The sequence below is a fragment of the Enterobacter sp. BNK-34 genome (assembly GCF_048684445.1).
Taxonomy (GTDB): domain Bacteria; phylum Pseudomonadota; class Gammaproteobacteria; order Enterobacterales; family Enterobacteriaceae; genus Enterobacter; species Enterobacter pseudoroggenkampii.
The window spans coordinates 2,984,153-2,997,451 of the sequence record NZ_JBLQUA010000001.1 but is presented as its reverse complement, the minus strand read 5'-3'; the positions used below and the strand labels follow the sequence as shown (position 1 = coordinate 2,997,451).

Genomic DNA, 13,299 nt, shown 5'->3' with positions numbered 1-13,299 from the left:
CTTTTGCCGTGCCGGGCGTTATTATCATTCCGGGTCAGGGATACCCAGTTTGGTATTCAGACGGCCGCGTGATTTATTGAAAATCTTGTTGCCGTTTTCACGTCCTGCACGACGGCGACGCTGTTCTTCTTCCGGCAGGATGCTCTCTTCGCTGCACAATTCGCTACAGCAGCCGTTAAACTTCTCGGCACAGGCCGGGCACTGAATAAACAGCAGATGGCATCCGTCGTTTTTGCAGTTGGTATGGGTATCGCACGGCGCGCCGCACTGGTGGCACTGGGCAATAACGTCTTCCGAGATACGCTCCCCCATACGCTCGTCAAAGACAAAGTTTTTCCCGATAAAGCGTACCGGTAAACCCTGTTCACGGGCGCGGCGGGCATACTCGATAATGCCGCCTTCAATATGCCAGACCTTATTAAAACCGTTGTGCTTCATCCACGCGCTGGCTTTCTCACAGCGGATACCGCCGGTGCAGTACATAACGATCTTTTTATCTTTATGTTCCTGCATCATCTCAACCGCTTTGGGCAGCTGCTCGCGGAAGGTGTCGGCCGGGATTTCCATCGCGTTCTCGAAATGCCCCACTTCGTACTCATAGTGGTTACGCATATCAATGAACACGGCATCCGGATCGTCCAGCATCGCATTCACTTCCGCAGCCTTCAGATATTCGCCGACATCCGCCGGGTTAAACTCAGGATCGTCGATACCGTCCGCCACGATGCGTTCACGCACCTTCATGCGCAGCACCCAGAAGGATTTCCCGTCATCGTCCAGGGCAATGTTCAGGCGTAAGCCGTCGAGGGCCGGATCGAAGTGATAAAGAACGTCGCGGAAAGCGCTGACTTTGCTTTCCGGTACGCTAATCTGCGCGTTGATGCCTTCACGGGCAAGGTAGACGCGTCCGAAGACGTTCAGGGCCGTGAACGCCTGATAAAGCGCATCGCGGGTTGCCTGCGGATCGTTGATCGTGAAGTATTTGTAGAAAGAGATGGTGGTGCGCGGTTCGGTTTCAGCCAACATACGCGCTTTTAACATCTCATTCGACACGCGGTTGTGTAACACTGGCATGGTGTACAGTCCTGGAATCGTTAGAGAGAATGAAAAATCGGTCGGCATCATATAGCAAATAAAACTAATTTACATCCACACAATTTACGCTACATTTCACACAGCCTGATTAATCAGGCTTAACAATTGCTGTATTCGTGCACGCTTCGAAAGCAGATATTTTGGCTACGTCTAAAAAAATGAGACACTAGCAAAACAGGACGTTTGAACACAGGAAAGACATGACCCAGTTACCAAAATTTACTGCCGCCCTTTTGCATCCCCGCTATTGGTTGACCTGGCTTGGCATTGGCTTTTTATGGCTCCTGGTACAGCTTCCCTACCCTGTAATTTTTCGGTTGGGTAAATTTCTGGGCCGTTTCGCGCAGCTGTTTATGAAGCGTCGCGCCAAAATCGCGTACCGCAATCTTGAGCTGTGTTTTCCGCAGATGAGCGAGACAGATCGTCACGATATGGTTTCGAAGAATTTCGAATCCGTCGGGATGGGGCTTATGGAAACCGGTATGGCGTGGTTCTGGCCGGACAAACGCATGGCCCGCTGGAGTGAGGTGACGGGAACTGGCATGGAGCCTGTGCATACGCTTCAGGCCAACCAGACTGGCGTTCTGCTGATCGGCGTCCATTTTCTGACGCTGGAAATCGGGGCGCGCATGTTCGGCATGCAGGCACCCGGCATTGGCGTTTATCGTCCTAACGATAACCCGGTCATCGATTTAATCCAGACCAACGGCCGCATGCGCTCCAACAAAAGCATGATCGACCGAAAAGATCTGAAGGGCATGATCCGCGCGCTGAAATCCGGTGAAGTGGTCTGGTATGCCCCCGACCATGATTATGGCCCGCAGGCCAGCGTATTTGTCCCCTTCTTCGCCGTTGACGAGGCCGCCACAACCACCGGCACCTGGATGCTGGCGCGGATGTCCAAAGCTGCCATCGTGCCTTTTGTTCCCCGCCGTAAACCGGATGGTTCAGGCTACGAACTGATGATGCTGGAGCCGGAACTCGCGCCGCCGCTTGACGATGCAGAAACCACCGCGCGCTGGATGAACAGCGTTGTGGAAAAGTGCATCATGCTCGCGCCGGAGCAGTATATGTGGCTGCACCGCCGTTTTAAAACACGCCCACAAGGCACGCCGTCCCGCTATTAATCCTCATGCGGTCATCAGGGCCGCATGCTGTCTTAGCTTTAAAAGCTCCCCCTCATTGCGGCAATCATAACCGAGGTGCATAATTAGCAAGCTTATTACTTCATGCTTCAGGTGCTCAGCACCTCATTATGCGGATTGTTATGTCACCCTCAGATGCCCCCATAAACTGGAAGCGTAACCTCACGGTTGCTTGGCTTGGCTGTTTTCTTACCGGCGCGGCGTTTAGCCTGGTCATGCCCTTCCTGCCGCTCTACGTCGAACAGCTGGGCGTAACGGGCCACAGCGCGCTCAATATGTGGTCCGGCCTGGTATTCAGCATCACGTTCCTGTTTTCCGCGATAGCCTCGCCCTTCTGGGGCGGCCTTGCCGATCGCAAGGGACGTAAAATCATGCTGCTGCGTTCGGCGCTGGGGATGGCCATTATCATGGCGCTGATGGGCGTGGCGCAAAACGTCTGGCAGTTCCTGATCCTCCGCGCGCTGCTGGGCCTGCTGGGGGGCTTTATTCCCAATGCCAATGCCCTGATTGCCACACAAATTCCCCGCCATAAGAGCGGCTGGGCGCTGGGCACGCTCTCAACCGGCGGCGTGAGCGGTGCCCTTCTGGGGCCACTGGCCGGCGGATTACTGGCGGATAACTACGGCCTGCGGCCAGTTTTCTTTATCACCGCCAGCGTGCTGTTCCTGTGCTTTATCGTCACCCTGCTCTGTATTCGGGAAAACTTCACGCCTGTTGCCAAAAAAGAGATGCTCCACGCTAGGGAGGTGCTGACCTCGCTTAAAAATCCCAGACTGGTGCTAAGCCTGTTCGTGACAACAATGATAATTCAGGTGGCTACCGGATCGATTGCCCCTATTCTGACGCTCTACGTTCGCGACCTGGCGGGTAACGTCAGCAATATTGCGTTCATCAGCGGGCTGATTGCCTCCGTACCCGGTGTGGCGGCGCTGCTGAGTGCCCCGAGGCTGGGAAAACTGGGGGACCGGGTGGGTCCGGAAAAAATCCTGATCTGCGCGCTGGTGATTTCCGTCCTGCTGCTTATCCCGATGTCGATGGTGCAAACGCCATGGCAGCTGGGCGTCCTGCGCTTTTTGCTGGGTGCCGCCGACGGCGCGTTGCTGCCCGCCGTACAGACCCTGCTGGTCTACAACTCCACGAACCAGATTGCCGGGCGTATTTTCAGCTATAACCAGTCATTCCGGGATATTGGTAACGTCACCGGACCGCTGCTCGGGGCCGGGATCTCCGCCAGCTTCGGTTTTCGCGCCGTCTTTATCGTGACGGCGGGCGTCGTGTTGTTCAATGCCATTTATTCGTGGTTCAGTTTATCCCGCGCGTTACGGCCCGTGACGGAATAAGACGAACGCCTGAAGCTTATTTTCGCATTCATACTTGCAGAATCTTATATTCAGCTATTCTTTTCCTGAAACTTTCTGGAAAACAGGGAGACACCAATGACCATGTAGGCTGACCTGCTCCTCGTTGATTAAGACACCGCGATGTAAGTAATGTCTTCATAAGCCACATGAGGACATCCCCATGAAGAAGCGTTTTTCCGACGAACAGATCATCAGTATCCTCCGCGAAGCTGAAGCAGGGGTTTCTGCCCGTGAGCTCTGCCGCAAGTACGCCATTTCCAACGCCACCTATTATACCTGGCGTAAGAAGCTGCTTGCCGAAGCCATGCTGGATAAGGAGGCTCTTCAGTGGCCCTGGGGCGAAAGTACTGACGACAGACCAGAAGCGGGAAGCCGTGGTATTGATGTGTGATGCGACCGGTCGCAGGATCAAGTGCCTGACCTGTGTGGACGACTTCACGAAGGAGTGCCTGACATTACCATCGCATTCGGGATTTCAGGCGTTCAGGTCACGCGTATTCTGGACAGCATTGCACTGTTTCGAGGCTATCCGGCGACGATAAGAACTGACCAGGGGCCGGAGTTCACCTGCCGTGCAATGGATCAATGGGCTTTTGAGCATGGTATTGAACTGCGCTTAATCCAGCCGGGCAAGCCAACGCAGAACGGATTTATTGAGAGCTTTAACGGGCGATTTCGCGATGAATGTCTGAATGAGCACAGGTTCAGTGATATCGTTCACGCAAGGAAAGTCATTAATGACTGGCGGCAGGATTATAACGATGTCGTCCACATTCAGCACTGAATTATCAGACGCCATCAGAGTTTGCAGCACGGTGGCGGAATGGAAAATGTGAAAGTAAACAAACCGACATTACTAACTGATGGTTGTATCTAATACGGGGGGCAGGTCAGGACGGTTATCACATTGCCAATAACTTCATAAACAAAATCGTTAATAATATATTTTTCCATAAACTCACCTCATCTATTGTTGATGTATTTATTGTTATAGTCAGTAATTAAGTACCAAAAAACACCCTCACCATATACAGTGAGGGTACTTAATAAAATGAGGTATTAGCGATTGGCCTGAAACTTTCTTAGTACCAAACGTGTGAGCAAGAACAGTATGGTAGCGTATATAAGTACCATCAGGATTAAGGCGATGAACCTTATCGGATCTGCATCAGCTTCATATGAACCACTCAGGCCGGAACCGAAAGTACTATAGGCGGTATCCATGACCCATTGCGTTAGTCCATTGAGAGGCTTACCGAAACTTGATAGCCACCATGCAAAGACAATACAGATACTGTATATGGCCGCATTCTTAACGAATCCTGCACTTCGCATAGTCGCTCCCCCCTTGCACATCAACATAACCATATGCCATCAATCCAGTCCTTGATCCTGGTACTTTAACCTTTTTAGTACGGAGCAACTGACTACGTACAGTATAGAAATCGGGTCGATTGACGAAAGTAATACACCCCTCAGAGAAACCAGAACCATCCGGCCTGAGTGGATGTAACCGGAAACTACCACGCGATACACCGTTAATCATTATGCTATCTGTCATGGTTTGAGCACTGAAGAGTGCAAACCATTCGGAGTGGTCATTACCTGTGATTGTATCAACGCCCCATGCCCGGATCTTATTCAATGTAGAGCCAGTTGGCCTATCAACTATCCAGTACCGTCCAGTAGGTATTGCACTGTTTGGTAAGTACGCACAGTTGGGATCATTGGTATATGGGTTTTGCCCACTGAATGCAGAGAAAGTTCCTATTCCATAGACGTGTAATTTGGCATAGCCATTTTTATCAATGTCGTCGTATGTCATCCTCATTATTTGCATTTTGTTTTCCCTGCTGTTTGCATAGGGCGATTCTATCATGTGTCGAGTAATCGAACATCACCACTATAAGGTAGGTAAGTACGCGAAGGGATTCAACAGCCCGCAACCCTGACAAGGAGCAAGGCGACGCGTAATTACTCGCAAAGACTTTAGGTACGTAGTACCGACCCCAATCACTTTGATTCAGTACTATCATCTGTCGAGCAAAGTGAGTAATAACGCCTTGCGGGTTTTCGAGTACTGGCGTGACCTGCCTCCATCGGTAGATACATCTTGTTTATTATTCGGAGGTTTATTACTGTTATGTGGAATATGGATAGGGAGAAACATGGGAAGGATTCATGAGCTACAACTCGCTTATACTGAACAAACTTGATGCTGATCGCTACATGGCTAACCTGCTGGATAAAGCCTTGCTGGTGTTCAACAGCAAGCCGTACAACAGGCTCATTTAATATACTCTGGGGTGGAAAGGCTTTCGTGGTATAGCTCGTGCTTCCTCGACAACTACCAGGACGTATGTACACGTTTGAAGCAAGAAGATAAGAGGTTCTTGAAGGCTCTTGTAGTACTCGTAAAACATCATGACACTATAAGAGAGATGCTTGAAATCTATATCAACTATATGTTTGAAAATCTCTCAGACCAGCGCATCAGGAACATTACGTTAATCTTGTCTAAAGCAGGAGCTGGGTTTACAACTGCCACCCTTACCAAGTTTACCATTGCGTACACTATCGCTACGTTAGCGGCTTCAAGTCTTTCAATGCAAGTATCGATCTCCTCGGCACTCACCAAATGGTCAACGCGTGGTGTAGCTGCGGCGGGAATATATGGGTACGCACAGGTAGCTTCACAGGCTGCGGAACGTCTTTTATATAAACATAGTCGGTACTATAGAGATCTCTATAATCGTGATCTGGAAATGTTATACTTCCTGGTTGAACCAATAATTGATCGTGTTGACGTACACAACTAATACCAAAAAAGCGATAACGATATTGTTTCTGATATTCTTAGGATAGTACGATGAAAAAAATGTTTAGCGTGTGGTGGCAGGAATTAGTTAGGCTTGTTATGCAAGTTTATATACCTATTGGTTTAACTATTATTTTCGGTATGCTCGCCGTCACCTTTTGGGAAGATTATGCATTAATATCTACTGTTATATTCCTGATAGTTGCATTTATTGTCAGTGATCGTTTATTCAAACCAAAAAAGAAGCGTTGATATGGAATCAAGAAAAAGCCTTGCTTAATGGGCAATGCCGTTCAGTTAAGGAGCGGTTGACCGATTCTTTACCGCGGCACTATAACGGCTTCCACTACAGGGAGCCGTTTTCTTATGCCATTTCTCAACGACCTGCTCGTTTTCAGCGACGGTTCGCCCATGTCGTCGTCTGCCGCCATCGGAGATGTCAGTACTGGTGAATACCGTCAATCCAAAAACAATTAGAGCACATGTGTGGAGATCTGGAAGCGGTGTTCATAACAAAACGCCTCCAGCCATTAAGGCCGAGGGCAGTTAAGATGTCAAAAATCCGTTACGCGGTGAACTCTCGTGCCGCACCGCTTAAGTGGGCGGCATTGAATGTGTGACGTCTTATTTTCACATTCATACTTGCAGAATCTTATATTCAGCTATTCTTTCCCTGAAACCTTCTGGAAAACAGGGAGACACCAATGACCATGTACGCCACGCTGGAAGAAGCTATTGATGCCGCTCGTGAAGAGTTCCTCGCCGACAACCCCGGCGTTGATGAAGAAGATGCTGACGTGCAACAGCTTAATATCCAAAAATACGTTCTGCAGGATGGGGATATTATGTGGCAGGCCGAATTCTTTGCCGATGAAGGTGAAGAAGGGGAATGTTTGCCGATATTGAGCGGTGAAGGTGCGCAGGCCGTCTTCGATGGCGACTATGACGAAATCGAACTTCGGCAGGAATGGCTGGAAGAGAACACGCTACACGAGTGGGATGAGGGCGAGTTTCAGCTCGAGCCACCGCTGGATACGGAAGAAGGTCAAACCGCAGCCGATGAGTGGGACGAGCGTTAATTTACGCTATTCGTAAGGGCCATGGCTGGCATCAATCGGCAGCAACAGCGTGTCGAAAATCAGCGAAAACGGCAGATCGAGCATGGTCAGGTAACGCCATGCGGAATCACGGAGATCCCATTTTACCCCCGGGTAATACTGATTACCGTGGCCTTGCCCTGGAATGGTGCGACTGATGATACTGCCGCAGCCGCTGAGCAGGCATGCCATCATGACGACGATGATTATTCTCATCTCTAACCTCTAAAAAAATACCGGCCTCGCAGCCGGTATTTTATCTGGCGGGTAGCGCTTCGCTACCCGCCCTGCTTAACGACTTACTTCGCCTTCAGTGCAAGCGGATTCAGCTTCACGCCCTTATAGTAGTTCACCCACGAAGAGTATTTCTCCGGAGCGGACCACACGCGGTAGTGAAGACGCGCCATGGTCACCGGGTCGCTCAACAGCACCAGTCGACGGTCGCGGTTGAGTTTTTCCGGGGTCTCGTTAAGCGCCTGCTCAACGTGACGATCGCGGGCAATCTCCAGCACCTGGCTGGCACGGTGACGCGCAGTGGCCATCGCCGTTGCCAGGGCGTTGAATGACGGGTTAAACACGGCGTGCATAAAGCCGTCATCCAGCGTGCGATTGCGGTTCTGCTCGAGATAACGATCGGTATCCACCAGCACCTGCGGCGGGGAATACTCTTCCGGGATCAGGAACAGTTTCCAGCGTTTGGTCCGCAGCCCCACCGTTGAACGGCTGGAGATCACGGAGACAAACGGCGACAGGATCAGCGAGAAGACAATCGGCGCCAGCCAGAACAGGAAGCGCAGATCCAGCCAGGCCATCCCGGCCGCCCACACCAGACCCAGCAGCAGCTGAGAACCGTGGCGCATAAAGGCTTCGCTCCACGGCGTGGAGTCGTCATCACGCTGCGGTGAGTTCCAGACCACTTCCCAGCCCAGGAACGCACTGACCACAAATACGGTGTGGAACAGCATACGCACCGGTGCCAGCAGCACGGAGAACAGCACTTCCAGCAGCAGTGAAAGGGTCACGCGGAAGAAACCGCCGTACTCTTTCGAGCCTTTGCACCAGATCAGGATGATACTGAGCAGCTTAGGCAGGAACAGTAGCACCATGGTGGAGGCAAACAGCGCAATCGCCAGCTCCGGACGCCACTGCGGCCACACCGGGAACAGCTGGCGCGGTTGCAGGAAGTATTGCGGCTCCGTCAGGGCATGGACCACCTGCAGCGCAGTGGAGAGCGCAAGGAACATAAACCACAGCGGTGCAGAGAGATAAGACATCACGCCCGTCAGGAACACCGCACGGTGAACCGGGTGCATCCCTTTAACAAGGAACAGACGGAAGTTCATCAGGTTACCGTGACACCAGCGGCGGTCACGCTTGAGCTCGTCCAGCAGGTTTGGCGGCAGCTCTTCGTACGATCCCGGCAGGTCGTAGGCAATCCAGACGCCCCAGCCAGCACGACGCATTAGCGCCGCTTCCACGAAGTCATGCGACAGAATAGAACCGGCAAACGAACCCTCGCCCGGCAGCGGCGCCAGCGCACAGTGCTCAATGAACGGCTTCACGCGGATAATGGCGTTGTGACCCCAGTAGTGCGACTCACCCAGCTGCCAGAAGTGCAGACCCGCGGTAAACAGCGGTCCGTAGACACGGGTGGCAAACTGCTGGCAGCGCGCGTAAAGGGTGTCCATGCCGGACGCTTTTGGCGAGGACTGAATGATACCCGCGTTAGGGTTGGCTTCCATCAGACGCACCAGACCGCTCAGGCAGTCACCGCTCATGACGGAGTCCGCATCCAGCACGACCATATAGCTGTACTGATTACCCCAGCGACGGCAGAAGTCATCGATGTTACCGCTTTTACGCTTCACACGGCGGCGGCGGCGGCGGTAGAAGATCTGCCCTTCGCCCTGCACTTCTGCAATCAGCTCCATCCACGCTTTTTGTTCTGCAACGCAGATATCCGGGTTGTAGCTGTCGCTCAGGATGTAAACGTCAAAATGCTCCGCGTTACCGGTCGCCTTTACGGACTCCCAGGTCGCACGCAGGCCCGCAAATACGCGGTCAACGTCTTCGTTACAGATAGGCATAATCAGCGCGGTACGGTGCTCGGGATTGAGGGGTTCATCCCCGACCGTTGACGCCGAAATGCTGTATTTGTCACGCCCCATCAGCAGCTGCAGGAAGCCCATCAGCGCGGTCCAGAAACCGGCCGAGACCCAGCAGAAGAGAACCGCGAACAGCAGAAGGATGCCGCTCTGCAGAATATACGGCAGCAGCTGCATGAAGGAGACCCAGAGATCCTGGCCCATCATGTCCGTCGGGTTGATGAACGCCCAGCCCTGATAAGGCAGGATGGTTTTCATGTACCAGGTCGCGACGACCGTCTGCGCCAGCGTAAGAAGCAGCAGGATATAGCGACGGATGGTCCCCACGGTACGCCATTTCTGTTCGGACGCCTGCTCTTCTTTTGTCAGGCGCGACAGATAGCGCGGCGTCACATCACGCCCGCGCAGGCGATCCCAGAAGCGGCCCACCGGGTTGGTGCGCCATGGATCGGGGAACATTGAGGAACGCGTGGCCTTCGGCATCGCCTGAAGCTGATCGCGTCCTTCATCGTCTTTAATCAACTGCCCTTCCGCCAGCGAGTCCGGCCAGGCCTGCTCCAGACGCGCCTTGACTGACCCGAGCGGCGTATCATCATCACGGGAAAACTGACGATGTTCACCATCCAGCGCGGTGTGAACCGCGCGGATGTCGCTCTTAGGCAGTGCCGCTTTTTCGATATCCGTCAGCGGCATGGCATCAATATATTCAGATGTATTATTCATTGGCAGGTAGCTGATAGCTCCAGGTTTCACTCAGCGGCTGATCGTTACTGACCAGCGCAGCACGCATTTCAGTGGTCTGTTTCGGATCTTTCACTTTCACGCGCAGGGTCAGACGCCAGCCTTTGGTTACCGGGTTGTAACGCACGGTATTCTCAACGATTTCACCGTTATCACCGATGCTGGCCTGAGCGGCAACGGCGGTGTCCGGCGACAGTTTCTTCATATCCTGGCCGGTGAAGTCCACGACAAACGCCACGGTCCCGTCAGGCTGACGGATAAGATTAGACTGCTTCACATCACCCGTTGAGCGGCGAGTCTGCATCACATACGCGTTATCCGGCGCATGCAGCTTATCTTCGTCGCGGCTGAAGGTAATGGTGTACTTGAAGTTCATCTCTTTACCGGCTTCCGGCAGCTGATCCGGTGTCCAGTAAGCGACGATGTTATCGTTGGTTTCATCGTTGGTTGGAATTTCTACCAGCTCGACTTTACCTTTACCCCAGTCACCGTTTGGCGTGACCCAGGCGCTTGGACGCTGGTCATAGCGATCGTCCAAATCTTCAAAGCGGGAGAACTGACGACCACGCTGCAGCAGGCCGAAACCTTGCGGGTTTTCCATTGCGAAGCTGCTCACCGCCAGATGTTTCGGGTTATTCAGCGGACGCCAGATCCACTCACCGTTACCGGCATGAATAGACAGACCGTTGGAGTCATGCAGTTCCGGGCGGAAGTTGGTTGCCGGAGACGGCTGGTTCGGCCCAAACAGGAACATGCTGGTCAGTGGCGCAACGCCCAGTTTGCCTACTTTGTCACGCAGGTAAACCTTGGACTGTACGTCAACCACCGTGTCACGACCCGGCATAATCACAAAGCGATAGGCGCCGGTTGCACGCGGGGAATCCAGCAGCGCATAAATGGTCAGACGTTTGTCCGTTGGTTTTGGACGCTCAATCCAGAACTCACGGAAACGTGGGAACTCTTCACCTGATGGCAGCGCGGTATCAATAGCCAGACCACGCGCAGAAAGCCCGTATACCTGCCCCGCGCCAATGACGCGGAAATAGCTGGCACCCAGCATGCTGACGATTTCGTCGTTTTTATCTTTGCTGTTGATCGGGTAAAGCACCTTGAAGCCTGCGAAGCCCAGGTCTTTCACCGTATCTTTATCGTGTTGCACATTGCCAAAATTGAAATAATCCGGGCTGTACTTAATCTTACGAACCGCTGTCGCCGTCACTTCATTGATGGCAACAGGCGTGTCGAAGTACATACCCTGATGATAAAATTCAAGCTTGAACGGGGTTTTGATATTGCTCCAGTACGCTTTATCGTGATTGAACTGGATCTGCTGATAGTCCGCATACTTCATGTCGCGGAAAACGGAGGGCAAGTTACTTTTCGGCGCTTCGTAGCTCTTGCCTGCCATCGATTTTGCCTGTTTTGCGACATCGTCGATGTTAAAGGCCAGTGCCGATGAGGTATACAGTGACAACACCACTGCAGCACCCAACCAACGCATTTTCATCATCTGTGGTTTATGTTTCATAATAAGTAAGCACTTCCCCCTTTGTGTGCTTATATCGATCCGATCCATTTTAATGGAAACTCAGGCAATCCGACAACATTATCACTGCTTTGTTCAGCTGCTGGCTCAGGGATTAAGCAAATGAAAGAACCCGCTATTCACTTTGCGTGCTTATCCTGGAGACAGGGTGTCGGTCTTGGTGTAGGGTTGCCTTCGAATGTAACCATTATGAGTCTTAGGGATAAGACGAAAAGTCTGAGAATGCACAACGTTATATGAGCACAACACCAACAGAACGTGAATATTTCCTCGACTCGATCCGGGCATGGCTGATGCTATTGGGGATCCCCTTTCACATTTCACTGATTTACTCCAGCCACACCTGGCACGTGAATAGCCAGATGCCCTCCTGGTGGCTGACGCTGTTTAATGACTTTATTCACGCCTTCCGTATGCAGGTGTTTTTCGTCATATCTGGCTATTTCTCTTACATGCTGTTTCTGCGATACCCGCTCAAGCGCTGGTGGAAAGTGCGCGTAGAGCGCGTGGGGATCCCCATGCTGACCGCCATTCCGCTGCTGACGCTGCCCCAGTTCATTATGTTGCAGTACGTGAAGGGTAAAGCGGAGAACTGGCCGAATCTGACGCTGTATGAAAAGTACAATACGCTGGTCTGGGAGCTGGTATCTCACCTGTGGTTCCTGCTGGTCCTGGTGGTGCTCACCACGGTGAGTCTGTTGATTTTCAGCCGCCTGCGCCACCATCTAAGTACGAAAGCCGACGTCTTTTTCGCCAACGTTACGATGGGCAAACTGTCAGTGCTCTTCTTACTGTTGGGGATTGCCTATGCCGCTGTGCGACGGACCCTGCTTATCGTCTACCCGCCGATTTTGAGCGACGGGTTATTTAATTTTGTGGTGATGCAGTCGCTGTTCTACATTCCCTTCTTTTTAATCGGCGCGCTGGCGTTTATTCATCCGAAGCTTAAATCGCTGTTTGTCACCCCGTCACCGTGGTGCGCTCTGGGAGCCACCCTCGCGTTCGCGGCCTATCTGCTGAATCAGCGCTACGGGAGCGGCGACGCCTGGATGTATGAAACGGAAAGCGTGATCACGATGCTGCTGGGCCTGTGGATGGTGAATGTAGTATTCGCGCTAGGCCACCGTTTGCTGAACTTTAAGTCCCACCGCGTGACCTACTTCGTTAATGCTTCGCTGTTTATCTATCTGGTGCATCACCCGTTGACGCTTTTCTTCGGAGCTTACATCACACCGCACATCGCCTCCAACACGCTGGGCTTCTTTACCGGGCTGGTGTTCGTTGTGGGGGTGGCGATCGTACTCTACGAAATCCATCTGCGGATCCCGCTGCTGCGTTTCCTCTTTTCAGGAAAACCGCAGGCGAAAGCCTCTTAGAACACGCGGCGCACC

General features: G+C 52.4%; 11 protein-coding genes and 1 pseudogene. 7 read left to right on the top strand and 5 right to left on the bottom strand.

Annotated features, from left to right (window positions below; genetic code table 11):
- Positions 1-24: 24 nt before the first annotated feature.
- Positions 25-1,074 carry a rhodanese-related sulfurtransferase gene (locus ACMGG5_RS14595; RefSeq protein WP_024909001.1) on the bottom strand — a complete coding sequence of 350 codons (1,050 nt, stop codon included), beginning with the start codon at positions 1,072-1,074 and terminating at the stop codon, positions 25-27.
- 221 nt (positions 1,075-1,295) lie between these two features.
- Between ACMGG5_RS14595 and ACMGG5_RS14590 the strand changes: the two genes are divergently transcribed.
- The 3 genes and pseudogenes from ACMGG5_RS14590 to ACMGG5_RS14580 all read left to right on the top strand — a co-directional run bounded on the left by ACMGG5_RS14590 (position 1,296) and on the right by ACMGG5_RS14580 (position 4,465).
- Positions 1,296-2,222, top strand: a complete 927-nt coding sequence (locus tag ACMGG5_RS14590) for a Kdo(2)-lipid IV(A) acyltransferase (protein WP_032650828.1) — start codon at positions 1,296-1,298, stop codon at positions 2,220-2,222.
- 140 nt (positions 2,223-2,362) lie between these two features.
- Positions 2,363-3,580, top strand: a complete 1,218-nt coding sequence (mdtG, locus tag ACMGG5_RS14585) for a multidrug efflux MFS transporter MdtG (RefSeq protein WP_193940013.1) — start codon at positions 2,363-2,365, stop codon at positions 3,578-3,580.
- A 181-nt stretch (positions 3,581-3,761) separates the two neighbouring features.
- Positions 3,762-4,465: pseudogene (locus ACMGG5_RS14580) on the top strand (integrase core domain-containing protein).
- Between the two features lie 448 nt (positions 4,466-4,913).
- On the opposite strand, the gene ACMGG5_RS14575 reads toward ACMGG5_RS14580, so the two are convergent.
- Entirely contained in the window at positions 4,914-5,426 is a 513-nt protein-coding gene (locus ACMGG5_RS14575; RefSeq protein ID WP_343582610.1) for a DUF2778 domain-containing protein, read from the bottom strand.
- A 544-nt stretch (positions 5,427-5,970) separates the two neighbouring features.
- Between ACMGG5_RS14575 and ACMGG5_RS14570 the strand changes: the two genes are divergently transcribed.
- The 3 genes from ACMGG5_RS14570 (at position 5,971) to ACMGG5_RS14560 (ending at position 7,498) form a co-directional block, all read left to right on the top strand.
- Positions 5,971-6,420, top strand: coding sequence for a hypothetical protein (locus ACMGG5_RS14570; protein ID WP_420278055.1), 450 nt, complete (start codon positions 5,971-5,973; stop codon positions 6,418-6,420).
- Between the two features lie 50 nt (positions 6,421-6,470).
- Entirely contained in the window at positions 6,471-6,671 is a 201-nt protein-coding gene (locus ACMGG5_RS14565; protein WP_048990092.1) for a hypothetical protein, read from the top strand.
- Between the two features lie 452 nt (positions 6,672-7,123).
- Positions 7,124-7,498, top strand: coding sequence for a MysB family protein (locus ACMGG5_RS14560; protein ID WP_014831418.1), 375 nt, complete (start codon positions 7,124-7,126; stop codon positions 7,496-7,498).
- 6 nt (positions 7,499-7,504) lie between these two features.
- Here ACMGG5_RS14560 and ACMGG5_RS14555 read toward each other — a convergent pair whose 3' ends face one another.
- From ACMGG5_RS14555 to mdoG, 3 genes are all read right to left on the bottom strand, one after another.
- Positions 7,505-7,732 carry a YceK/YidQ family lipoprotein gene (locus tag ACMGG5_RS14555; protein WP_048991550.1) on the bottom strand — a complete coding sequence of 76 codons (228 nt, stop codon included), beginning with the start codon at positions 7,730-7,732 and terminating at the stop codon, positions 7,505-7,507.
- A gap of 83 nt (positions 7,733-7,815) precedes the next feature.
- Positions 7,816-10,344: a glucans biosynthesis glucosyltransferase MdoH gene (mdoH, locus tag ACMGG5_RS14550; protein ID WP_048991549.1), complete on the bottom strand. Its 2,529-nt coding sequence runs from the start codon at positions 10,342-10,344 to the stop codon at positions 7,816-7,818.
- Positions 10,337-11,890 (bottom strand): glucans biosynthesis protein MdoG, encoded by a 1,554-nt coding sequence (gene mdoG / locus ACMGG5_RS14545; RefSeq protein ID WP_021240787.1) that lies wholly within the window; start codon positions 11,888-11,890, stop codon positions 10,337-10,339. The genes mdoH and mdoG overlap by 8 nt, the downstream gene beginning before the upstream one ends.
- Positions 11,891-12,144: 254 nt before the next feature.
- Between mdoG and mdoC the strand changes: the two genes are divergently transcribed.
- Positions 12,145-13,284: a glucans biosynthesis protein MdoC gene (gene mdoC / locus ACMGG5_RS14540; protein WP_024908993.1), complete on the top strand. Its 1,140-nt coding sequence runs from the start codon at positions 12,145-12,147 to the stop codon at positions 13,282-13,284.
- Positions 13,285-13,299 lie beyond the last annotated feature (15 nt).